The 23,018-nt window shown below is 64.2% G+C and carries 19 protein-coding genes and 4 tRNA genes; 11 read left to right on the top strand and 12 right to left on the bottom strand.

All coding sequences use genetic code 11. From position 1 onward, the window contains the following. Positions 1-65 precede the first annotated feature (65 nt). The 5 genes from fabB to RN347_RS16225 form a co-directional block, all read right to left on the bottom strand. A complete protein-coding gene (gene fabB / locus RN347_RS16245; RefSeq protein WP_263585813.1) occupies positions 66-1,283 on the bottom strand; it encodes a beta-ketoacyl-ACP synthase I in 1,218 nt (405 codons plus the stop codon). 12 nt (positions 1,284-1,295) lie between these two features. Beyond that, complete coding sequence (gene fabA, locus RN347_RS16240; protein ID WP_252105831.1) at positions 1,296-1,811, bottom strand: 3-hydroxyacyl-[acyl-carrier-protein] dehydratase FabA; 516 nt, start codon at positions 1,809-1,811, stop codon at positions 1,296-1,298. A 167-nt stretch (positions 1,812-1,978) separates the two neighbouring features. Beyond that, positions 1,979-3,385 (bottom strand): deoxyribodipyrimidine photo-lyase, encoded by a 1,407-nt coding sequence (gene phrB, locus RN347_RS16235; protein WP_263585814.1) that lies wholly within the window; start codon positions 3,383-3,385, stop codon positions 1,979-1,981. A gap of 79 nt (positions 3,386-3,464) precedes the next feature. Continuing rightward, positions 3,465-4,385, bottom strand: a complete 921-nt coding sequence (locus RN347_RS16230) for a MerR family transcriptional regulator (protein WP_263585815.1) — start codon at positions 4,383-4,385, stop codon at positions 3,465-3,467. Positions 4,386-4,559: 174 nt separating this feature from the next. Continuing rightward, a complete protein-coding gene (locus RN347_RS16225) occupies positions 4,560-5,558 on the bottom strand; it encodes an FAD-dependent oxidoreductase (protein WP_311960862.1) in 999 nt (332 codons plus the stop codon). Positions 5,559-5,756: 198 nt separating this feature from the next. Between RN347_RS16225 and RN347_RS16220 the strand changes: the two genes are divergently transcribed. Continuing rightward, positions 5,757-6,665, top strand: a complete 909-nt coding sequence (locus tag RN347_RS16220) for a TIGR01777 family oxidoreductase (protein WP_263585817.1) — start codon at positions 5,757-5,759, stop codon at positions 6,663-6,665. A gap of 35 nt (positions 6,666-6,700) precedes the next feature. Here RN347_RS16220 and rapA read toward each other — a convergent pair whose 3' ends face one another. Together rapA and RN347_RS16210 are read right to left on the bottom strand one after the other, a co-directional pair. Further along, the gene (rapA, locus tag RN347_RS16215) at positions 6,701-9,640 is read right to left on the bottom strand and encodes an RNA polymerase-associated protein RapA (protein WP_311958924.1); all 2,940 of its coding nucleotides are present in this window, start codon (positions 9,638-9,640) and stop codon (positions 6,701-6,703) included. Positions 9,641-9,744: 104 nt separating this feature from the next. Next, positions 9,745-10,548, bottom strand: coding sequence for a TlpA disulfide reductase family protein (locus RN347_RS16210; RefSeq protein WP_311958923.1), 804 nt, complete (start codon positions 10,546-10,548; stop codon positions 9,745-9,747). A gap of 66 nt (positions 10,549-10,614) precedes the next feature. Here RN347_RS16210 and RN347_RS16205 point away from each other — a divergent pair, with 66 nt between their 5' ends. The 3 genes from RN347_RS16205 (at position 10,615) to RN347_RS16195 (ending at position 13,753) form a co-directional block, all read left to right on the top strand. Further along, a complete protein-coding gene (locus RN347_RS16205) occupies positions 10,615-10,863 on the top strand; it encodes a hypothetical protein (protein ID WP_311958922.1) in 249 nt (82 codons plus the stop codon). Continuing rightward, a complete protein-coding gene (locus RN347_RS16200; protein ID WP_311958921.1) occupies positions 10,856-12,403 on the top strand; it encodes a phospholipase D family protein in 1,548 nt (515 codons plus the stop codon). Before RN347_RS16205 ends, RN347_RS16200 begins: the two co-directional genes overlap by 8 nt. Positions 12,404-12,544: 141 nt before the next feature. Beyond that, on the top strand, positions 12,545-13,753 hold the full coding sequence (locus RN347_RS16195; RefSeq protein WP_311958920.1) for an ABC transporter substrate-binding protein: 1,209 nt from the start codon (positions 12,545-12,547) through the stop codon (positions 13,751-13,753). A 75-nt stretch (positions 13,754-13,828) separates the two neighbouring features. On the opposite strand, the gene RN347_RS16190 is transcribed toward RN347_RS16195, so the two are convergent. The 5 genes from RN347_RS16190 to typA form a co-directional block, all read right to left on the bottom strand. Further along, entirely contained in the window at positions 13,829-15,139 is a 1,311-nt protein-coding gene (locus RN347_RS16190) for a branched-chain amino acid ABC transporter permease (protein ID WP_311958919.1), read from the bottom strand. Further along, complete coding sequence (locus tag RN347_RS16185; RefSeq protein ID WP_311958918.1) at positions 15,139-16,143, bottom strand: branched-chain amino acid ABC transporter permease; 1,005 nt, start codon at positions 16,141-16,143, stop codon at positions 15,139-15,141. The genes RN347_RS16190 and RN347_RS16185 overlap by 1 nt, the downstream gene beginning before the upstream one ends. Before the next feature lie 16 nt (positions 16,144-16,159). Further along, positions 16,160-16,906: an ABC transporter ATP-binding protein gene (locus RN347_RS16180; protein ID WP_263585825.1), complete on the bottom strand. Its 747-nt coding sequence runs from the start codon at positions 16,904-16,906 to the stop codon at positions 16,160-16,162. Positions 16,907-16,948: 42 nt separating this feature from the next. After that, positions 16,949-17,719: an ABC transporter ATP-binding protein gene (locus tag RN347_RS16175; protein ID WP_311958917.1), complete on the bottom strand. Its 771-nt coding sequence runs from the start codon at positions 17,717-17,719 to the stop codon at positions 16,949-16,951. A 317-nt stretch (positions 17,720-18,036) separates the two neighbouring features. Further along, positions 18,037-19,863, bottom strand: a complete 1,827-nt coding sequence (gene typA / locus RN347_RS16170) for a translational GTPase TypA (protein ID WP_263585827.1) — start codon at positions 19,861-19,863, stop codon at positions 18,037-18,039. Positions 19,864-20,026: 163 nt separating this feature from the next. Here typA and RN347_RS16165 point away from each other — a divergent pair, with 163 nt between their 5' ends. The 7 genes from RN347_RS16165 to secE all read left to right on the top strand — a co-directional run bounded on the left by RN347_RS16165 (position 20,027) and on the right by secE (position 23,012). Further along, positions 20,027-21,010 (top strand): biotin--[acetyl-CoA-carboxylase] ligase, encoded by a 984-nt coding sequence (locus RN347_RS16165; RefSeq protein WP_311958916.1) that lies wholly within the window; start codon positions 20,027-20,029, stop codon positions 21,008-21,010. Then, the gene (locus RN347_RS16160; protein ID WP_263585829.1) at positions 21,007-21,846 is read left to right on the top strand and encodes a type III pantothenate kinase; all 840 of its coding nucleotides are present in this window, start codon (positions 21,007-21,009) and stop codon (positions 21,844-21,846) included. Before RN347_RS16165 ends, RN347_RS16160 begins: the two co-directional genes overlap by 4 nt. A gap of 130 nt (positions 21,847-21,976) precedes the next feature. Further along, positions 21,977-22,060: transfer RNA gene (locus RN347_RS16155), tRNA-Tyr, on the top strand. Between the two features lie 94 nt (positions 22,061-22,154). Continuing rightward, positions 22,155-22,228, top strand: a tRNA-Gly gene (locus RN347_RS16150). Between the two features lie 31 nt (positions 22,229-22,259). Then, positions 22,260-22,334, top strand: a tRNA-Thr gene (locus tag RN347_RS16145). Positions 22,335-22,480: 146 nt separating this feature from the next. Then, a tRNA-Trp gene (locus RN347_RS16140) sits at positions 22,481-22,556 on the top strand. Positions 22,557-22,628: 72 nt separating this feature from the next. Continuing rightward, positions 22,629-23,012, top strand: coding sequence for a preprotein translocase subunit SecE (gene secE, locus RN347_RS16135; protein ID WP_263585830.1), 384 nt, complete (start codon positions 22,629-22,631; stop codon positions 23,010-23,012). The last annotated feature ends 6 nt before the right edge of the window (positions 23,013-23,018 follow it).

Here is a 23,018-nt window from a genome sequence, read left to right as displayed (position 1 = left end):
ATCCCACAGAACAGACCAACAAAAACGGCGCCTTCAGGCGCCGTTTTTGTTGCTGCGTATCACTACTAGTCGGCGTAGCGCTGGAACACCAGACAGGCGTTGGTGCCGCCAAAGCCGAAGCTGTTGGAGAGCGCCCGCTCGATGGCGACGTTATCGCGCCGCTCGGTGACGATGTCGAAGCCGTCGGCCTGCTCGTCGAGCTTGGTGACGTTGGCCGAGGCGGCGACGAAGCCATGCTGCATCATCAACAGCGAGTAGATCGCTTCCTGCACGCCGGTGGCGCCCAGCGAGTGCCCGGTCAGCGACTTGGTCGAACTCATCGCCGGGGTCGAGTCGCCGAAGACTTCGCGAATCGCTTTCAGCTCGGCGACATCGCCAACCGGCGTCGAGGTGCCGTGGGTGTTGATGTAGTCGATATCGCCATCCACCGTGGCCATCGCCTGGCGCATGCAGCGCGTGGCGCCTTCACCCGAGGGGGCGACCATATCGACGCCGTCGGACGTGGCGCCGTAACCCACGACTTCGCCGTAGATCTTCGCACCGCGCGCTTTCGCGTGCTCGAGCTCTTCGAGCACGACCATGCCGCCGCCGCCGGCGATGACGAAACCATCGCGGGTCTGGTCATAAGGCCGCGAGGCGGTTTCCGGGGTATCGTTGTAGTGGGTCGAGAGCGCCCCCATGGCGTCGAACAGGCACGACAGTGTCCAGTGCTCCTCTTCACCGCCGCCGGCGAACACGACATCCTGCTTGCCCAGCTGGATCTGCTCCATGGCGCTGCCGATGCAGTGCGCCGAGGTCGCGCAGGCCGAGGAGATCGAGTAGTTCACGCCCTTGATCTGAAAGGGCGTGGCCAGGCACGCGGAGACGGTGCTGCCCATGGTGCGGGTGACGCGGTACGGCCCGACGCGACGCAGCCCCTTGTCGCGCAGCACATCGGCGGCTTCGACCTGGTTGGCGCTGGAGGCGCCGCCGGAGCCTGCGATCAGCCCGGTACGCTCGTTGGAGACCTGCTCTGGCGTTAGCCCCGCGTCCTCTATGGCCTGCGCCATCGACACATAGGCGTAGGCCGCGGCGTCGCCCATGAAGCGCAGAAGCTTACGGTCGATCAGCGCTTCAAGATCGATCTGTACGCTTCCGGCCACGTGGCTACGAAAACCGCGCTCGGCATACTCCTCTTTAAAGCGAATGCCGCTGCGCCCGTTTTTCAGCGCGTCCAGAACCTGGTGCTGGTCATTGCCAAGACAAGATACGATGCCCAGGCCGGTGACTACCACTCGTCGCATGGGAGCCTCCTGTTAAAAATTCGCAGTGGAGGTGAATAGGCCAACGCGCAAGTCGTTCGCCTGGTAGATGTCGCGTCCGTCCACGGACACCGTGCCATCGGCGATGCCGAGAATCAGCCGGCGCGTGATGACCCGCTTGATATTGATACGGTACGTGACCAGTTTCGCATCGGGCAGGATCTGCCCGCTGAACTTCACTTCGCCGCAGCCCAGCGCTCGACCGCGCCCGGGATGACCCAGCCAGCCCAAATGAAAACCGACCAGCTGCCACATGGCGTCCAGTCCCAGACAGCCCGGCATGACCGGATCCCCTGGGAAATGGCAGTCGAAGAACCAGAGATCCGGGGTGATGTCGAGCTCGGCGATCAGCTCGCCCTTGCCATGCTCACCGCCTTCTTCGTGAATGTGCGTGATGCGATCGAGCATCAGCATGTTGGGTGCCGGCAGCTGCGCATTGCCGGGGCCGAACAGCTCGCCGCGCGAGCACGCCAGCAGTTCTTCGCGATCAAAGGAATGTTGCTTGGTCACTGAATCGTTCCGAGGTTCAAGGTGGACGTTGGCCGTCCGTCGCACCGGCGTTACGCGCCGGGGATCGCGACGAACGGCTGGCAAGGCCATGCCTAGTCTACTTCCGGAAACCGCTGAATGCACGCCATCGTCGATCTATCGTTGAGTCGGCGCGGGCTGTCGGGCGTTCAAAGCGCCTTGAACGCCTCCAGCGCCCGCTGGCGCGCCGCCTTGTGATCGACGATCGGCTCGGGATAGTCGAGCTTCGTTAGCATGTCGCTCGGCGGGGCGTGGCGCGCCTTGGCGGGAAGCTCGGAAAGCTCGGGCAGCCACTCGGCGATGAACTCGCCGTCCGGGTCGAAGCGCGTCGATTGGGTGGTGGGGTTGAAGATGCGAAAGTAGGGCGCGGCGTCGGTGCCGGTGGAGGCCGCCCACTGCCAGCCGCCGTTGTTGGAGCAGAACTCGCCGTCCACCAGGTGTTCAAGGAAAAACCGCTCGCCTCGGCGCCAGTCGATCAACAGGTGCTTGCTTAGAAACATCGCGGTGACCATGCGCAGGCGGTTGTGCATCCAGCCGGTATTGACCAGCTGACGCATGGCGGCATCGACGATCGGGTAGCCGGTACGCCCTTCGCACCAGGCCTTGAAGCCCTCGTCGTCGTCGCGCCACTCAAGCGCTTTAGTGTGTTCCTGAAACGGCTCGTGGCGTACCACCCGGGGAAAGCCATAGGCCACGTGCTGATAAAACTCACGCCAGACCAGCTCGTTGACCCAGGTGGTCAGGCCCTTGTCACCATCGGCGAGATGGCCGCCGTTGTGGCTCATCACCGCCTGCATGCACTGGCGATACGACAGTACCCCGAGGGCGAGATAGGGCGAGAGCTCGCTGGTACCGGCGACGGCGGGGAAGTCGCGCTGCTCGTTATAGCGCTTGGCGCGTTTTTGCAAAAAGCGCGCGAGCGCGTCGCTCGCCGCGTCTTCACCGGGGGGCCACGCCGTCTGATTCACCGGCGTCTGATCGAGTTCGGGCAGCGCCGGGATCGCGTTGTTGCCAATGGAGAGCGCGGCCTGCTTTTTCGGCGCGTCCAGCACGTGCAGCTGCGAATCCTTCAGGTTCTTGTGCCAGGCCTTCGAGAACGGGGTGAACACGCTGTAGTACTCGTTCTTGCCGGTCAAAAGCGTACCCGGTGCAAACGCAACGGCGTCGTGGTAGCTGTGGGCGGGAATGCCTTCGTGCTTGAACGCCTCGAGTACCTGGGCGTCGCGGCGATGCTCGTTGAGTGGGTACTGGCGGTTGAAGTGAAGCCGCTCGATACCGTGCTCGCGAGCGATCTCTAAAAGCGCCTCGGCCGCCTCGTCATAGCGGCCGATATCGCGGTGCAGCAGCGGAATATTGAGCGCGTTCAGGCTCTCTTTCAGCGCGCGAACGCTTCTGTGCCAAAAGTCGATCTTGTTGGCGCCGTGGCCGTGTTCGCGCCACTGCTCGACACTGCGCAAAAACACCGCCACCACCGGGCCCTTCTCGGCGGCGGACGCCAGCGCCGAGTGATCGAAGGTGCGAAGGTCGGTTCGAAACCAGACAAGCTGAAGCGCCATGACTCCCTCCCTGGAGCGTCAAAAACGCCGGCGGTGAAAAGCCGGCGTCAACAAAGTAGTAAACCCGAATGGCAGGGCGTTACAGAATGCCGGATTCGCGCAGCAGCGGGCGCAGCCGGGCGATTGCCTGAGGCAGGTCGTCGCCGAGCATATGAACATCGCTGTCGCGCAGATCGACATCGCGCTGGCGGGCGACTTCGCCGCACACGCCAATCGGCACGCTCAGCGACGTGGCGGCGCGCGGCAGTGCCTGGCGGATGAAGTCATCGTTTTCGCGCTGGCCGCTGGTCAATAGCACCATCGAGCAGTGCAGCCGCGTTACCGCCTGGGGCAGGTCCTCGAGCGCAAGCGAATGGTCGAGAAGCTGAACCCGATAGCCCTGTTCGCTCGCCATCAGCGCCGTCATCAGCACCCAAAGCGGACCCGGGTCGTCGGGCATGGCGTTGAGCAGAATCAGCGGACCGCGGGTGGCCTGGTTGGCGTAGTGAAGGCGAATGCCGACCTGGCTTCGCAGAAACGCCTCCAGCGAGCGGCGCACCAGGTCATCCGGTTCGATCGCCCACTTCGCCTCCAACGTTGAGATCACCGGCTGCCACAGCTCGTTGACCGCGGTGCTCAGCGGATAGAGCGCCAGGCTTTGCTGATAGAGCGACTCGAGTTTGGCCAGATCGATCGCCTCGATAGTGGCCAACAGCTGCTGGCGCTGGCTGGCCCAGTCGCCGGCATCCGGGGCTGGGGTCTCGACGGTTTCCGGCTGGTCGAGCAGATCCGCCACTTGGCTGACCGGCACCCCGCGATTGAGCCACTGCAAGATCCGCTCGATGCGGATGATGTCGTCCTGGGCGTAGAGCCTGTGGCCCTTGGGTGTGCGCTGCGGGCAGATCAGCCCGTAACGGCGCTCCCAGGCGCGCAGGGTGACCGAGTTTACTCCCGTCAGTCGGGAAACTTCCCGAATCGGGTAAAGTGGCGTATCGGGTGGGTGGGTCGCCTTCTTGCTCATGGGCGCCATTGCCTCTTGGTTGCCTCGGGCCGATGCCCCAGGGATCTTTCATGAATGGCGGCGGCGCGCAGCAAAGATGTGTCTGCTCGCCGTCTGGTATAACGTTAAAGCCTTTTTTGGTAGCGTACTTTGTACAACTTTTTGACGTTGGGTACAACCTTGCGCAGGCTAACGTTATACGGACGTTTGATTTCGGTAACTCTCTGGTAGCTCTGCCAATGCATTTCCAAGCTCCCGCCCGGAGAGCCAGGCATCCTCGACACGGCTGCCGCGAAAGCTCTCACCACATAGCGCAAGGCCCTGTTCACTGTACAAGTATGACTCGTGACCGGGCGCGTTTGCCTGAGCGTAGCGCCAGCGGTGAGCGCCCAGCTCGACGATGTCGGGCAGCTCAATGTCGCGCGGTAAAAGCGAGCGAAAGGCGGCGTAGAGCGCGCAGGCGACTTCGCCCGCCGGGCGCTCGAGCATCTGCTCGCTCCAGTCGAGCTGGGCGAGCAGGCTGAGGCTTTCCGGCTGGTGCTCGCGGCCGGGCTTGGTGTGGTTGCGCGATACCAGTCTGAGCGCTGCGTGGCGCGCGTGCAGCGATTCCCAATGGATGACGCTATCGATCGGCGGCAGCGGCGTCTTGAACACCACGTAACCGGCCCAGCAGCTTCGCTGAGCGCGCGCGCTGCACGCTTGTGCCAGCACAGGATCCCACTCGCCGATCAGCGCCTCGGCTTGGGGGGGCGGAGCGGTGATCACGACCGTATCGAAGGTGCCGAGCGGCTGATGGTGATCAGCACAAAGCGCCCAGCCGTGCTGGCCATCGCCTGGTTTCGTCAGCGCCTGAACGCGAGTGTCGAAGTGGGTCTTCACGTGTTTAAAACGCGTAAGGCGGTTGGCGAGTTCGCGGGTGATCGCGCTCATGCGTGGAGCGCCTGTATAGCGGCGCTGGTCGTCATCCAGCCTCGTCCAGCCGGCGTTGCCAGCCTCGAAACTGACGCCGGGCCAGCGGGCGACGACACCCTGGTTTTTGAGGGATTCGATCAGCTGCAAAAACCGCGCGTCGCGCGCGGTAAAGGTCTGGGCGCCCAGATCAAGCGTGGCGCTCGGGCGGCGCTTGCTGGCCATGCGCCCGCCCGGGCCGCGCGCCTTGTCGAACAGAGTCACGTTGATGCCTCGTTCGGCCATCGTTTGAGCGCAGGCAAGGCCTGATATGCCGGCGCCGATCACGGCAACGCGTTCAGGGCGAGCGGCTCGGCGCGCTTTTTCGGGCATAAATCCTCGCGTGAATGGATGACACTCAATATACTTATCGTAGCATTTTAGTACAGCATTTGTGTAACTAACCGTCTGCGGGCTGAGCCTGCGGACGAAAGGAGGTTCTGGATGCGAATACTCGTCACCGGCGGCACGGGCTTTGTCGGCAAGCGTCTGTGTGAAAAGCTGATCGACGGCGGCCACCAGGTCGACGTCGTATCGCGCTCGCCCTCTCAGGCGGCTCGCGGGCTACCGCGGGCGTGCAACACCGGCAAGAGCGCGATGGCGTTCATCGATACCCCGCCGGACGCCATCGTCAATCTGGCCGGCGAGCCAATTGCCGGCAAGCGCTGGAGCGATGCGCAGAAAAAACGCCTGATCAGTTCGCGGGTCGAGGCCACTACGGCGCTGGTCGAGTTCTGCAAGGCGCTGCAAAAAGCGGACAAGCCGCTGCCTGCGGTGATGGTCAGCGGCTCGGCCATGGGGTACTACGGCGATCAGGGCCAAAAGAAGGTGGACGAAGAGACGCCGCCGCACCCTGAATTCGCCCATCGGCTCTGCGCCCAGTGGGAGGCGGCCGCCGAGCCCATCAAGGCGCTCGGGGTAAGGCTTGCGATCCTGCGCATTGGCCTGGTGCTCGACGAAGGTGGCGGCACGCTCGCCAAAATGCTGCCGCCGTTCAAGCTGGGCCTGGGCGGGCGTTTCGGCGATGGCCGCCAGTTCATGCCCTGGGTGCACCGGGAAGACCTCGTCGAGGCGATTCTGTACTTGATCAACAAGTCCGGGCTCGAAGGGCCGTTCAACGCCGGCGCCCCGCACCCGGTCACCAACCGCGAGTTCAGCCAGACCCTGGCGCGGCACCTCAACCGCCCGGCGATTTTTCCGGTGCCCGCCTTCGTACTGAAGGCGGGGCTTGGAGAGATGTCACGGCTGTTGCTGACCGGGGCGGACATGCGCCCGGAGCGCCTGCACGCCGCGGGCTTCAACTTCGGCTACCCGACCCTCGACAAAGCGCTGGCCGATATCCTCGACGACTGACCGCACCACCCACGGTGAGGTCTGCCCGGCGCCGATCAGGCGTTGGGGTCGACGGTGATCACCACCCGCACCGCGTCCAGACGCAGCCGGGTGGCGTCGATCGCTTCCATCAGCGCGTCGCGCTCGCGCTCAAGTGCCGCTAGCTCTTCGTCGCGCACCGCCGGGTTGTGCTGAGAGAGCGAGCGCAGCCGGTCGAGTTCGCCGTCCAATTGGGCGCGCATCTTCTCGCGCGCCTGCTCTAAAAGTCCCGGCAGCGCTTTTTCCGCCTCCGCTTCGCCCTGGCTCAACAGCGTGCGCAGCTCACTCACCCGGCTCTTGATCAGGTCGCGGGCCATCGACTTGTTGACCTTCTGGACGTTCTTCGAGAGCCCGGTGAAGGAGATGTTGGCGGTCAGGTTGGCACCGGATTCGTCCATCAGTACGCGCACCGCCGTGGGCGGCAAAAAGCGATTGAGGTGCAGCGCCTTCGGCGCTGGGCAGTGGGTGCAGAACACCAGCTCCGCCATCAGCCGCCCGCTGGGGATGGCGGGGTGGCGCAGCAGCGCAAGCGCGGTGTTGCCCATGGTGCCGTCGATCACCCGGCCCATCATTTCGCGCACCAGCGGGTGCTCCCAGCCAAGCCGGTGCACGTCGTCGCGGGCCAGCGCTACGTCGCGCCGGTAGGTGGCGGAAAACCCTTCCTCGCCTTTCACCAGTCCCGGCAGGCCGTCGAGCATGTGCGAGCCTGGCGCCAGATAAAGCAGGTCGTTGCCGATCTCCTGGCTGTCGACGCCGAACACGTCCAGCGCCCGTTCGACATAGCGCGGCAGGGCAGTATCCTCGTCGAGCTCGCGCACGGCCTCGACCACCTGCTCGGCGCGCTCACTCCGGCAGGCGTTGAGTTCCAGCAGGCGGTTACGCCCGGCTTCGCGCTCGGCCATCTTCTCGGTGAAGAAGGCGCGTGTGTCAGCGATGATCTCGTCGAGCGCCTCGTCGTCCAGAAGCGCATCGGCCAGCGCATCGCCGAAGGTATCGAACAGCTCGCTGCCGACGCCGTGGGGGGCAGCGAAGGCACTCATGCCTTCGTGGTACCAGCGTAAAAGCCGCTCGCCGGGCGAGGCGCTGAAGGCGGGCACGTGCAGCTCGATGGCGTGGCGCTGGCCGATCCGGTCGAGGCGCCCGATACGCTGTTCGAGCTGATCCGGATGCTGGGGCATGTCGAACATCACCAGATGCCGGCAGAACTGGAAGTTACGCCCCTCGGAGCCGATCTCCGAGCACACCAGCACCTGGCAGCCCTCTTCCTCGTCGGCGAAGGCCGCCGCGGCGCGGTCGCGCTCGATCAGTGAGAGATCCTCGTGGAACACCGGCGCCTGATAGCCGCCGAGCACGCGCAGCGCCTCGGAAAGGCCTTCGGCGGTTTCGCGGTGGTGCGCGATCACCAGCACCTTGTCCCCGGCCAGGCCTTCCTCGCTGGTGTCGGCGAGCTTCTCGAGCAGCCAGTTCACCCGCGGGTCGATCTGCCACCAGGGCTCGCCATTGAGCGGGTCATCGGAGAGCGCGCGGTAGGTGGCGTCCGGGTAGATCAGCACGTCCGGGTGATCCATGCCGGTTTCGATCAGAAGCTCGTCGAAGTAGTCCTCGTCGCGCTCGACCCGGCGCAGCACGCGCCGGTAGGCCGAGGGCAACTCCAGCGTGCTCTGGTGCAGACGCCGCTCGGGAAAGCCGCCCACGTGGCGGCGGCTGTTGCGAAACATCACCCGGCCGGTGCCGTGCCGGTCGAGCAGCGCGTCGCGAAGCTTCGTTTTGACCTCTGCCTTGGCGTCGTCGCTTTCGCTTTCGCGGCACAATGTGTCCAGCAGCGCCTGGCCGTCGGCGTCATCGACCACCGCCGCCACCCGCTCGCGTTCGGAAGGCAGGGCGTCGAGCGCCCCGATGGCACCGGCCACCTCGACGTAGTGCGCCTCCTCCTGCTTGAAGCGCGCGATATCGTGGTAGCGCTCCGGGTCCAACAGGCGCAGGCGAGCAAAGTGGCTCTCCAGGCCCATCTGCTCCGGGGTGGCGGTCAACAGCAGAAGGCCGGGAATCTGGCCGGCGAGCTGCTCGACGCAGCGATAGCCCGGGCCGCTTTCGCCGTCGGCGTGCCAGTCCAGGTGGTGCGCTTCGTCGACGATCAACAGATCGAAGTCGCTCTCAAGCGCCTGGGCCTGGCGCGCCTCGTTGGCGAATAGCCACCCCTGGCTTGCCAGAATCAACTGGGCGCTCTCGAACGGGTTGGCGCCGGCCTGGGCCTGGCTCTGGGTTTCGTCGAGCAGCGTGACGCTGAGCGAGAAGCGGCGCAGAAGCTCCACCAGCCACTGGTGGGTGAGGCTATCCGGCACCAGCACCAGCGCGCGGGAAACGCGCCCGGCCAGCAATAGCCGGTGCAGAATCAATCCGGCTTCGATGGTCTTGCCAAGGCCCACCTCGTCGGCGAGCAGTACCCGAGGGGCGTGGCGGCGCGCGACTTCGTCGGCGATATAGAGCTGGTGAGGGATCAGGTCGATGCGCGGGCCGCTAAAGCCGAGGGCTTCGTGCTGCTCGATACGCTGATGGTGGTGCAGCGTGCGAAAGCGCAGGTCGAACCAGTCGTTGCGATCCACCTGGCCGGTCAAGAGACGGTCGCGGGCCTGGTTGAACTGCATGGTGTCGGCCAGGCGCGTTTCGGGAAGCTCGCGGGCGACGCCGTCGTCGTCCAGGCCCTGGTAAATGATCAACCCCTGGCGCTCGCTGCTTTCGCTGACGGTGATCTGCCAGCCATCGGCGGCGATCACCCGGTCACCGCTACCGAATACCACCCGGGTCAGCGGCGCCTGACGGGTGTTGTAGGTGCGGGTTTCCTGACTGGCACTGAACAAGATGGTCACGCTGCGGGCGTCGCAGTTGAGTACGGTGCCCAGCCCAAGCTCGGCCTCACCGTCGCTGATAAAGCGCTGGCCGGGGGTAAAATCGCTCATGATGCCTCAAGGAAGTTCAAAACGGGGCGAGCCGCCTGCGTTCAGGCGGCGATAGGGCGGGGGATTCTAACGCAAAGGCGGGGCGGTATTAAGCGCCGAGTCGCTTAATTATCGAGCCAGCGGTCGAGCTCGGCGCGGGTCAGCTCGCCGACGTGGACTTCCTGGGTGCGGCCATCGGCGTCGAACAGCACGGTGGTGGGCAGGCCCGGGGCTTCGAAACGCGCCATCAGCGTTTGGCTCGGGTCGCGCAGCGCCACCTCGAAGGAGAGCGCCTGCTCGTCGAGATAGCGCACCACCGGCAGCAGATCCTCGCCCTGATTGACGATGACGACGCTCACTCCCTCCAGGCCGTCGGCCTGCTCGAGAAGCGGCATTTCGCGCCGGCACGGCGGGCACCAGGTCGCCCATAGATTGACGATCAGCCGGTCGCCGCGCGCGGCCAGGTCCGGCAGGTAAACCGGTTCGCCGTCGAGGTTTTCAAGCGTCACCTCGGGTAGCGCGCTCACTGCAAAGCGCTGCTCGTCCACGCTCACCATGACCGCCACCAGCCAGAGCGCCGAGCTGAGAATCAGCAGGATGACGGCGATGCCTAGCGCCTTGAGGCTGTTGCGCAGCGACCAGGCGCACCACAAGAGCCCGGCCAGAAAGCCGCCCAGCGGGTGATAGCCCGGCTGCCAGAGTTTGAGCGCCTCGAGCGGGGCCGCCATGAAGCTTTCGATATTGAGCAGCACGTAGCCCACCCGCGCGCCCACCAGCCAGCAAAGGATTAGCCCGCTGAACCAGCGGCTTTTTTGTCGCGCGGGAAGCGGCAGACAGTAGCGGCTCGTCAGCAGCAGCAGAAGGGCGGCGCCCAGGGCGAACAGGCGAGGCAGCGAAAGAAGGAGCGGGCCGAGGGCAATCGCGTTCATGGTTTTCCCGTTGAGCAGTTACACTGGGGCACCATATCATGCACGCCACTGTTTACGGAGAACTCCATGTACCCGTCCGGCATCGACGTACTGCGGGCGCTGGCGATCGGCTCCCAGGCGCTGGGGCTTACGCTGATCATCGCGCTGGAAACCGTCATGGGCAACGCCGCCCGCCCCTGGCAAGGCGTGGTGCTGGCCCTCATGCTCGTTTCCGCGCTGTTGATTGCGCTGGCCAGGCTCTACCGGCGCAACCGCCAGCGTAAAGAGGCGGATGCGCGCCGCGCGCGCCTGGAGGCGGGCACTGACGATGGCTAGCCGCCGGCCGTGGCTGGCCGCGCTTTTGGTGGCGGCGCTGACGCTTGCCGGCTGCGTCGACGAGGACGTTCCCCGCGAGGCGCAGGTAGCGGTCGAGCGCGCCCAGGCCGAGGATACCTGGCTTGGCGAGCGGGTCGCCCGCGCGCTAAAGGGGCAGAGCGCGCCGGACGGCTTTGCGCTTCTGGCCAACGGCCAGCAGGCGTTCGAGACCCGGGTGGAACTCATCCACCGCGCCGAGCGCTCGCTGGATATCCAGACCTACCTGTTCGGCGACGGCCAGACCACGCGGCTGGTCATGGAAGAGCTGATCGAGGCCGCCGAGCGCGGCGTGCGGGTGCGCCTGCTGCTCGACGACATGGGGGCGATCGGCCAGGGCGAGCGGCTGGCCGCACTGTCGAGCCATCCTCGTATCGAGGTGCGGGTGTTCAACCCGGTGGCCTTCGGCCGCGGCCATCTCGCCACTCGGGTGCTGGCCTCGTTCACCGCGCCCAAAACCCAGCACCGGCGCATGCACAACAAGCTCTGGATCGCCGACAACACCGTGGGCATCGTCGGCGGGCGCAACCTGGGCGACGAATACTTCGACGCCAACGAGTCGCTCAACTTCGCCGATCTGGACCTGGTCACGATCGGCCAGGTGGTGCCCGAGCTTTCGCAAAGCTTCGACGACTACTGGAATCACGCTCTCGCCCAGCCGATCGCACGCTACCATTCGGTTGAGGCGAGCGCCTGGCAGCCCTTCGCCGATGAGCTCGACCGCTGGCTCGACGACAACGCCGAGGCCGACTACCTCGTCCGGCTGCGCGAGTCGCCCTCCGAGGCGCCGCCCTGGCGCACGCTTTTCTGGGGCAGCGCCCAGGCGTTCTGGGACAGCCCGGACAAGATCCACTCCGACGGCGCGCCCCACTGGCAGGCAACGCTCTTGGGCGAGCTTTTGCGCCACGCCGAAAGCCGCGAGCGGCTGGTGATGATCTCGGCCTACTTCGTGCCCACCGAGGCCGGCGTTGAGCGGCTGGAGGCGCTGGCGGGCCAGGGCGTGGCCATCGATATCATCACCAATTCGCTTGCGTCCACGGATGCCGCCGTGGTGCACGGCGCTTACATGCCCTGGCGGGCGCGGCTCATCGAGAGCGGCGTGCGCCTTTTCGAGCTGCGCCCGGAGCAGGAGGCGAGCGGCAATGCCACCGCGGAGGAGATGCGCGTACCCGGCGCCTCCGCCTCGGCGCTGCACATCAAGGCGCTGGGTTTCGATGATCAGGTGTTTATCGGCTCGTTCAACGTCGACCCCCGCTCGGTGTTCTGGAATACCGAGGTGGGCGTGCTGGTCGAAAGCGACGGGCTACGAGAGGCTTTCGACGAACTGGTCGAGATTGGGCAGCAGCCAACGATCAGCTACCGCGTCACCCTCGAGGATGGCGCGCTGGGGTGGGCGTACGAGCACGAAGGCGAACGCCGGCGCGCTGTGGAGGAGCCCGGCAGCTGGTGGCGTCACGCCAACGCCTGGTTCAGTCGAACCTTCCATCTGGAACCCTTGCTGTAGCGCCAGCGCCTGTACATGCGCCAGGCCCGCGCCGTTAAGAAGCGTTAGAAAAGGAGCTTGTATTTTCGACCCGGCGGTTTCAAATTGATACCAGCGCGAGCGACAGCCTGCGCGATTCAAATACCGGGAGCGACGAATAACATGATCAAAAAACGCACACTCGCCGCCGCCATCGCGGCGTCCTCTCTTGCCTTGACCGCCACCGCTCAGGCCGAGGTCAAAATCGGCTTTCTGGGCGGTTTCACCGGCGGTATCGAAAGCCTGACGCCGCCGATCTTCGAAGGCGCACAGCTGGCCGTGGCCCAGATCAACGAGCAGGGCGGCATTCTGGATGGCGAAACGCTTTCAATGCCGTCCGGCGATACCACCTGTTCTGACGCCTCGGCGGCCTCCAACGCCGCCGACCGCATGGTCAACTCCGAAAACGTCACGGCGATCGTCGGCGCGCTTTGCACCGGCGCGACCATCGCCGCGGCCAACAACGCCGCGATCCCGGGTGGGGTGGTGATGGTCTCGCCGGCCTCCACGGCGCCGGCGGTCACCGAGCTCGACGACAACGATCTGGTGTTCCGTACCGTGCCCTCGGACGCCTTCCAGGGTGAAATGCTCGCCAAGCTGCTGCTCGACAAGGGCATCGACGTGGTCGCGGTCACCTTCGTCAACAACGACTACGGCCAGGGGCTGTCCGACGCCTTCAGCACGGCGTTCGAAGCTGGCGGCGGCGAGATCACCGACAACCTCGCCCACGAAGACAACCGCGCCGACTACCGCTCTGAGCTCGGTGCGCTTTCCGCCGGCGGCGCCGACACGCTGGTCGTGCTGGCCTATGCCGATACCTCGGGCCAGACCGTACTGCGCCAGGCGTATGAAAGCGGCATGTTTACCCAGTACGTGGGCGCCGACGGCATGGTCGGCGATAGTCTGGTGGAAGCGATCGGTGCCGACGTGCTGGATGGCATGATCGCCACGCGCCCGGGCAGCCCGGATCTCCCCGGCACCGAGATCTTCGAGAGCGCCGCTAATGATGCTGGCTTCGACCCCAGCGCCGTATTTGCCGCCCAGGCCTACGACGCCGCCTTCCTGCTGGCGCTGGCCATCGAGCAGAACGGAAGCGCCGAGCGCGAAGGTTTGAGTGAGGCGCTGCGCAGCGTCTCGAGCGCCCCTGGCGAGGTCATCCTGCCCGGCGAGTGGGAGAAGGCCGTGGAGCTGATCGCCGCGGGCACCGAGATCAACTACGAAGGCGCCTCCGGCTCGCACGAGTTCGACGATAACGGCGACGTCCCTGGCGTGGTGGTCGAAATGGCGGTGGAAGACGGTAGCTTCGTGACCAAGGGCCAGCTCGATTTGTAAGCTGCAAGGCGTGGAAGCCTTGTAAAAAAACGCCCCGGACCGAAAGTCCGGGGCGTTTTTCGTGGTGGCCGGTGCTTAGCCGTGGGTCTTGATGTTCTCCGGCAGCAGCCCCTTGGGGGCGAAGCGCAGCACGATCGTGATCAGCATGCCAATCACCAGTACGCGGGCCTGCAGCGCGCGGCTGTCCAGGTTGCTGGGCATCTCCCAACCCGCACCTTCGCCGATACTCGTCACCAGCTCCATGACGTAGAGCGCCAGCGGCTCGGACATGATCCAGATGATGTACACCGCTACGGCGCCGAAGATCGTGCCCAGGTTGTTGCCGGGCCCGCCGAGAATCACCATTACCAGCACCAGAAAGGTGTGATTCAGCGGCAGATACCCCTGGGGGTCGAAGAGGCTGTTGAAGGTGCCCAGCACGCCGCCGCCCAGGCCCATCAGAATGCAGCCCAGCACGAAGATTTCGAGGCGGCGTTTGTTGATGTCCTTGCCCATGGCCGCCGCGGAGACTTCGTTGTCACGAATGGCGCGAATCATCCGTCCCCAGGGGGCGTGGTAGGCGCGGTGGAGCAAAAAGAAGATCGCCGCGATGATCACCGCGGTCAGCGATAGATAGATCGCCCGCGACAGCGTGAAGCCGAGCTCGGCAGGCCCCGGCGTCGGCCAGGGCAGCGGCGAGACCGTGGCGGTGCCGCGGGTCAGCCAGTCGGAGTTTTTCAAAAACGCCTTGATGATCTCGGCGATACCGAGGGTGGCGATCGCCAGGTAGTCGCTTCGAAGCCCGAGACAAATATGGCCGATGAAGTAGCCCACGCCGCCGGCAAGCGCGCCGCCGACGATCCAACCCGTCCAGGGCGGCAGGCCGAAACCGCCGACGAAGCCGGCGCGGGCCTGAATCTCGCCGGTCACCTCACGAAGCATGCTGATCACGGTGAGATAAAGCACTACCGCCACCACCACGGTGACCACGGTGCGCAGCCGTTTGGGCATGCCGAAACGGTCGAGCCGGCTCACGCCGACCACCAATAGCACCGCGGCGATGCCGTAAAGCAGCACGCGGCCAAGCTCGAAGGGAAGCTCCGTGCCCCAGAAAGCGTCGTTGACCGGTACGCTAAAGAGCATGGCGCTAAAGCCGCCAAGGGCCACGAAGCCCATGACGCCGGCGTTGAACTGCCCGGCGTAGCCCCACTGAATGGTCAGGCCGAGCGCCAGAATGGCGTAGCAGGCCGCCTCGACCAGCATGCGCGTACTGTAGGCCGCGCCCATCAGCGCGTAGACGCCGAGCACCGCGACCAAAAGCGCGGCGAACAGCACCACCTCGCGCAGCGGGAAGCGCCGCGTGACGGTGGCATCGCGGGGCGTATAGGAGGAGGTTTTATCGTTCATTAGATCACCTTGCCCTTGAAGAGCCCCGTGGGGCGCCAGATCAGAATCGCCACGAGAATGAAAAACGGCACCACGATCTTGTACTCAGTGCCCACGAAGGCGAGATTCGACGGAAGCTCCAGCCACTCGGGCAGGCGCTCCTGAAACGGGCGCAGCAGCACGTTCCAATTGAACACCGCCAGGGTCTCTGCAAAGCCCACCACGAAACCGCCGGCGATCGCCCCGTAGGGATGGCCCACCCCGCCGACGATGGCGGCGGCGAAGATCGGCAGCAGCAGAAAGAAGCTCAGATCCGGCTTGAAGGTCACATCCAGTGACAAAAGCGTACCCGCAATGGCGGCCAGGCCGCCGGCGATTATCCAGGTGACCGCCACGATGGTGTTGGTGTTGATACCCGAGGCCTGAGCGAGTTCCGGGTTGTCCGACATGGCGCGCATCGCCTTGCCCAGCCGCGAGCGGTTCAAGAACACCGCCAGCGCCACGACCGCCACCACCGTGATCACGAACAGATAGAGCTGCGGTTCGGTCACCACGATGGGGGCTCGGGCGCCTTCGAAAGGCAGCCCCAGCCGGAAAATCTCCTTACGGTCATCGACATAAAGGCTCTGGCCGCCGGTGCCGGCGAACAGGCGAATCAACCCCTGCAGCATCAGCGTCACCCCGAGGGAGCCGATGACCATGACGATAGGCTTGACCCCGTGAGCGCGCAGTGGCTTGTAGAACGCCTTATCGATACCGACGGCGAGCAGGGCAGTGAGCGCCATGGCCAGCGGCAGCATGATCAGCGCGGTGGGCACGCCGATGCTGGCGCCCGCGGCGGGAAAGGCCGACGCGAGCAGCAGCACCATGAAGGCGCCGAAGGTCATCATGTCGGCGTGGGCGAAGTGAGCGAAGCGCATGATGCTGAAAATCAGCGTCACGCCGATCGCCCCAATGGCGTAGATCGACCCGGTGACGCTGCCGGCGATCAGGACGTTATTGATGAAAAAGACCAGTTCGTTCACGAGTATCTCCCCCGGGCTAGCCGCCCAAAAAGCTCTTGGCGACATCCGGGTCGGCCAAAAGCGCCGCCCCCGTATCGGTAAAGCGGTTCTGGCCGGCGGCCAGCACGAAGCCCTTGTCGGCGATGGCGAGCGCCTGCTTGGCGTTCTGCTCGACCATCAAAATGCCGACGCCGGCGGCGTTGATCTTCTTTACCCGATCGAAGATCTCGTTCATGTAGAGCGGTGAGAGCCCGGCGGTGGGCTCGTCGAGCAGCAGGAGTGTGGGCTCGGCCATCAGCGCGCGGCCCATGGCGACCATCTGGCGCTGGCCACCGGAGAGCTCGCCGGCGGGTTGGCGGCGCTTGTCCTTGAGCGGTGGGAAGAACTCATAGACCTGCTCGAGCATGCGCTTGACGTTGTGCGGCTTCAAATACGCGCCCATCTCCAGGTTCTCCTGCACCGAGAGGCTCGGGAAGACGTTCTTCTCCTGGGGGACGAAGCCCATGCCGCGCTTGACCAGCTGGTTCGGCGCCAGATTCTGGATCGGCTCGCCGCCCAGCAGGATCTCGCCCTGGTTGACGTTCAAAAGGCCGAACACCGCCTTCAACATGGTGGACTTGCCGGCGCCGTTGGGGCCGACGATCACGCCGACCTCATCGGCGTAGAGGGTCATGTCGACCCCGTTCAAGATGTTCATACTGCCGTAGCCGCCGTGCACGTCGCGCGCGTCCAGAAGCGGCGCGGCGCTGGCCGCCGGCGAGGGGGGTGACGCATCGTTGGACATGATCGAAAAGTCTCGAAAGAGTGTGTTGTTGTTGGCACCGCGCTAAGCGGCATCGCTGCCGAAATAGGCCTCGATCACCTCGGGATTTTGCTGGATCGCCTCGATCGAACCCTCGACCATGACGCTGCCCTGGGCCAGCACGATGACCGGGTCGCACAGCCGGCTGATCATCTCCATGTCGTGCTCGATGACCAAAAAGGTGTAGCCCATTTCGCGGTTGAGCCGCTCGATGTTGCCCATCAGATCGCCCAGGAGCGTGCGGTTGACCCCGGCGGCGATCTCGTCGAGCAGCACCACTTTCGCGTCGGTCATCATGGTGCGGCCAAGCTCGAGAAGCTTTTTCTGCCCGCCGGAAAGGTTGCCCGCCAGCTCGTTTCTCACGTGATGCAGGCCCACGAAGTCGATCACCTCCAGCGCCCGGCGGCGCACCTCGTCCTCCTCGTGGCGCACCAGCCCCGGCTTGAACCAGGTGTTGAACAAACGCTCGCCGGCCTGGCGCGGCGGCACCATCATCAGGTTCTCCAGCGCGCTCATCTGGCTGAACTCGTGGGCGATCTGGAAGGTGCGCAGTAATCCCTTGTGAAAGCGGGCGTCGGCGGGAAGCGGGGTGATCTCTTCGCCGTCGAGCAGGATACGGCCACTGTCCGGGACGAGAGAGCCCGCGATCAGGTTGAAAAGCGTCGATTTGCCCGCCCCGTTGGGGCCGATCATGCCGGTGATGGAGCCTTTTTCGACCTTGATCGAGCAGTCGTTGATGACGTGTAGCCCGCCGAAGGCCTTGTTGACGTGTTGTACTTCGATAATCGGGGTCATGGTGTCCTCTTGCCAGGGAAGGCAGCTGCCCGGCCATTGCCTGGCCCTTGAAAGGGCGGCGCCGGCGCGGCGACACGGCTTGTGTGCGGGAGCGTCCCTGTGGGTGTCGGCTCGGATCGCGATCCAAACACCTGTATGAATTGTAGGATAGCCGCGTTCTTGGGCGCGGTTCGCATCCTACTTTGCGACAGAACGGGTCCGCTTTCCAGCCCCCTTGCGTTTAGGCTGCGTTAATCAGGGCGTTAAATGCGCGCGAGCCCAAACGCCGGGCACAAAAAAGCCCGCGCGGTGGCGGGCTTTTCAGACGAGCGGCGGGCTTATTTCTTGCCGGCGCGCTTACGCTCGTTTTCGGTCAGGTGCTTCTTGCGCAGACGGATATGCGACGGGGTCACTTCCACCAGCTCGTCGGAGTCGAGGAATTCGATCGCCTGCTCCAGGGTGAACTTGATCGGCGGCGTCAGCACGATGTTTTCATCGTTACCGGTAGAGCGCATGTTGTCGAGCTTCTTACCCTTGGTCGGGTTCACGACCATGTCGTTGGCACGGTTGTTGATACCGATCAGCATGCCTTCGTAAACTTCGGTGGCGTGATCGATGATCAGCTTGCCGCGCTCCTGCAGGGTGTAAAGCGCATAAGAAAGCGCCTTGCCGCCGACCATGGAGACCAGCACGCCGTTGCGACGCTCGATGGACGCGTCAGGCTTGAGCGGACCGTAGTGATCGAAGCGGCTGGTCAGGATGCCGGTGCCGGAGGTCAGGGTCAGAAACTGACCGCGGAAGCCGATCAGGCCACGCGCCGGGATGATGAAGTCCAGGCGCACACGGCCCTTGCCGTCCGGGTTCATGTTGGAGAGCTCGCCCTTGCGGTAGCCGAGCTCTTCCATGATCGCGCCCTGATGCTGCTCTTCGCAGTCGATGATGACTTCTTCGTAGGGCTCCTGCTTCTCGCCGTCGATCTCCTTGATGATGACCTCGGGGCGGCCAACGGCCAGCTCGAAGCCTTCACGGCGCATGGACTCGATGAGTACCGACAGGTGCAGCTCGCCACGACCGGAGACCTTGAACTTCTCCGGGGTTTCGCCCTGCTCGACGCGCAGCGCCACGTTGTGGATCAGCTCCTGCTCGAGGCGGTCACGAATGTTGCGGCTGGTAACGTACTTGCCGTCCTTGCCGGCAAACGGCGAATCGTTGACCTGGAAGGTCATGGAGACGGTCGGCTCGTCGACGGTCAGCGGCGGCAGCGCTTCGACGGCGTTCTGGTCGCACAGCGTATCGGAGATCGCCAGATTTTCGATACCGGTGATGCAGACGATGTCGCCAGCGGTGGCTTCGTCGGTCTGCACGCGCTCGAGACCCATGTGGGTCATCACCTGGCCGATCTTGCCCTTACGGGTATTGCCTTCCTTGGTGATCACGCTGATCTGCTGGCCGGGCTTGACGCTACCGCGCTTGATGCGGCCAAGACCGATGACGCCAACGTAGCTGTTGTAGTCGAGCGCGGAGATCTGCATCTGGAACGGACCGTCGATTTCGACCTTGGGCGGCTCAACGATGTTGACGATCGACTTGAACATCGGGTCCATGCTCTCTTCGAGCGCGTCCGGCTCCATGCCGGCGATGCCGTTGAGCGCCGAGCAGTAGATGATCGGGAAGTCGAGCTGCTCGTCCGAGGCGCCGAGGTTGTCGAACAGATCGAAGATCTGGTCGATGACCCAGTCCGGGCGCGCGCCGGGGCGGTCGATCTTGTTGACCACGACGATCGGCTTCAGGCCCTGGGCGAAGGCCTTCTGGGTCACGAAGCGGGTTTGCGGCATCGGGCCGTCGACGGCGTCGACCAGCAGCAGGACCGAGTCCACCATCGACATGACGCGCTCGACTTCGCCACCGAAGTCGGCGTGCCCGGGGGTGTCGACGATGTTGATGTGGTAGTCCGTACCCTTGTCATCCTGCCACTTGATAGCGGTGTTCTTGGCCAGGATGGTGATACCGCGCTCCTTCTCCTGGTCGTTCGAATCCATGATACGCTCCTGGCCTTCGGCCTTACGATCAAGCGTACCGGATTGACTCAACAGCTTGTCGACCAGGGTAGTCTTACCGTGGTCAACGTGGGCGATAATGGCAATGTTACGAAGATTCTCGATCACGACGCGATCCTGCTGGAAAAATAGGGCGGCATTATAGGGTCTGGGGTGGGGCGACTACCAGCGCTGTCTTAAATAAAGAGGCAAGTCAATAACCCAATGGCGGCAGTTTTCGCTGCCTGGGCGCATCCGGTAAGATAGGCGTTTTCCCAACCAGGGCAAGGACATGACCATCGGTAACCTGATGCGTTTGTTAAGCGATGGCGACGTCCATTCCGGTGAGGCGCTCGGCCAGGCGCTGGGCGTTTCCCGCGCCGCGGTATGGAAACAGCTCAAGAAGCTCGACGCCATGGGGGTAGAGCTGGTCGCAGTGAAAGGCCGCGGGTACCGCCTGGCCCAGCCGCTGGAGCCGCTGGACGGCAAGCGGGTGGTATCGGAGCTTCCCGCCGAGGCGCGCCATCTGCTGGCGCGCCTGTTCGTCGAGGACCAGCTTGCCTCGAGCAACGAGTATCTGCGCGCGCGCTTCGATCAGGGTGCCGGCCACGGCGAGGTGTGCCTGGTCGAGCTGCAAACCGCCGGGCGTGGGCGGCGCGGGCGGGTATGGTCCACGCCCTGGGGGCAGAGTCTGATGCTCTCGCTTGGCTGGCGCTTCGAGGCCGGGGTGGCCTCGCTTGAGGGGCTGAGCCTGGCGGTGGGCGTGGTGGTGGCTCAGGTGCTCGAGCGCCACGGGGTAACGCCCAAACTCAAATGGCCCAACGACGTCCTGCTTTCTGATAAAGGCGGCGAGCTCGGTAAGCTCGCCGGTATTCTGATCGAGGTGACCGGCGACGCCGCCGGCCCCTGCGAGGCCGTGATCGGCATGGGCATGAACCTCTTTTTGCCCCAAAGCCTGCGCGAGACGATCGACCAGCCGGTGGCTGCGCTTTTCGACGAGGTGCCGACGCTTTCACGCAATCAGCTCGCCGCCGAGGTCATCGCAGGGCTTCTGGCCATGCTTGCTGGCTTCGAGGAGCACGGCTTTGGCATCTGGCGCGACGAGTGGAACGCGCGCCATGCCTACAAGGGGCTTGGCGTGCGCGTCATTCAGGGCGCCCGAGAAAGCGAGGCGGTCGCCGGCGATGTCGACGACAGCGGCAACCTCTGGGTGAATGAAAGCGGCCAGACGCGGCGTTTGTCCGGCGGTGAGATCAGCGTGCGTAGGCGCCTATGATTCTGGATCTGGATATTGGTAACACGCTCTCCAAGTGGCGCCTGAAGGATGCCAATAGCAGCGAGATTCGCTCGCGCGGGGCCGTATGGACGCGCGAGGAGTGGCGCCCCGGCGCGGATATTCCGGATCTCGACGTGGTCGAGGCGGTGCGTATTTCAAGCGTCGCCCGCGCCGCAGTGCTCGACGACACGGTCAAGCTTTTGCGCCGCCAGGTGCGCCACGTCTTCGTCGCCAAATCGCTGCCCGAGTCGCTTGGGGTGATCAACGGCTACGACGAGCCGGGCAAGCTCGGGGTGGATCGCTGGATGGGGGCGCTGGCGGGCTACCAGCTCGCCGGCGGCTGCTGCGCGGTGGACTGCGGCAGCGCCATCACCGTGGATTTCGTGCTCCCCGGAGGGATGCATCTGGGCGGCTTTATCATCCCCGGGCTCAGGTTGATGAAAGAGAGCCTGCAGCTTGGCACGCGCAACGTGGCGATCGACCCGGACAGCGAAGCCGAGGCGCTGCTGGAGCCTGGCCGGCGCACGGTGGATGCGGTCAACCACGGCATTTATATGGCGGCGGTCAGCGCAATCAACCGGGTGTATAGCGAGGTGTGTGACCAGCAGGGCGTCACGCTGCCCATGCTTCTGACCGGCGGCGATGCGCGGGTGATCTCCCGCGGGGTGCGTGTGCCTCATGCGGTGTGGCCGGACATGGTGTATGGCGGGCTGGAGGCGAGTTTTCCGCTCACCTTTGCCGAGCGCGCTGGCCGCATGGCCGGGGCGCCAAGGGTGCCCGAGCCGGTGGCGTTGGAAAAAATTCGCGCGGCGCTTGCTTTTTCCATGCTGCTTTGACAGAATGCAGCGCGTTCCAAGGCAGTGCGGCCCGTGAAAGCGGCGTACGCTGAGTCAAAAGCTTTGATAAATTAAGTAGCTATCTGGCTTGACACTGTTTTGGAGGCTGGCATAATGTGCCGCCACAGCTGGAGAGGTTCCCGAGTGGCCAAAGGGAGCAGACTGTAAATCTGCCGCGAAAGCTTCGAAGGTTCGAATCCTTCCCTCTCCACCAGTTTTACGGCAGCGTTGATTTTGCTGCTGGAGTTGAAAGCCGCAAGGCGTGTTTTTCGGTTGAGCTTGCCGGTTTTTGATTCATGTTTGATCAAGCGGGCGTAGTTCAATGGTAGAACCTCAGCCTTCCAAGCTGATGGTGCGGGTTCGATTCCCGCCGCCCGCTCCAGTCAAGCGCTGTTGGTTGTAGTGCAAGTTAAGCTCATGTAGCTCAGGGGTAGAGCACACCCTTGGTAAGGGTGAGGTCGACGGTTCAATTCCGTCCATGAGCTCCATATTTCGAAAAAAAGCGGGCATTGCTCGCTTTTTTTGTCTTGTCGCCGCGCGATGCGGTAGACGACGTTTGGGGTTGTCACGGTGGCGGTTCTTCGCTATCATGCTGCCCGCTGTAGCGCAGGTGTGCAACTGCACACGATGATACAGGCCAGTGGCTCAATTGGCAGAGCAGCGGTCTCCAAAACCGCAGGTTGGGGGTTCGAGTCCCTCCTGGCCTGCCAACCTTCCCCAGGTTGGTATGTCTTTTTCAAGAATTCCAAGTCGCTTGCTGCACCCTGAGGAGTCTCGTTTTCATGAAGCCTAGTTCCGTAAAACCTGGCGCCGAGGTGCAACAATCACGTCACGATGGCCTCAAGTGGGTAGCCGTCGCGGCGCTGCTTGTCGTTGCCGTTGTGGGTAACACGTATTTTGCCGATGTCGCCTTGCTCTACCGGGTGCTGGGTGTCGTGCTTTTGTGCGCCGGCGCCGGCCTCATTGCGCTGACCACGACCAAGGGTCGCGCGCTGGTCGAGCTTGCGGTTAGCGCCAAGAAAGAGATTCAGCGGGTCGTTTGGCCCACGCGCGCCGAAACCATTCAGACCACCGCCATCGTGCTGGTAGCCGTTATGGTCGTTGGTCTGATGCTCTGGTTGATCGACACGCTTCTTGGCTGGGCAATGTCCGGCGTCATTGGTTAGGAGTTT

The organism is Halomonas sp. PAMB 3264, assembly GCF_031954245.1.
GTDB lineage: Bacteria > Pseudomonadota > Gammaproteobacteria > Pseudomonadales > Halomonadaceae > Vreelandella.
The sequence above is the reverse complement of the archived record's forward strand: the minus strand, read 5'-3'. Positions and strand labels throughout refer to the sequence as shown.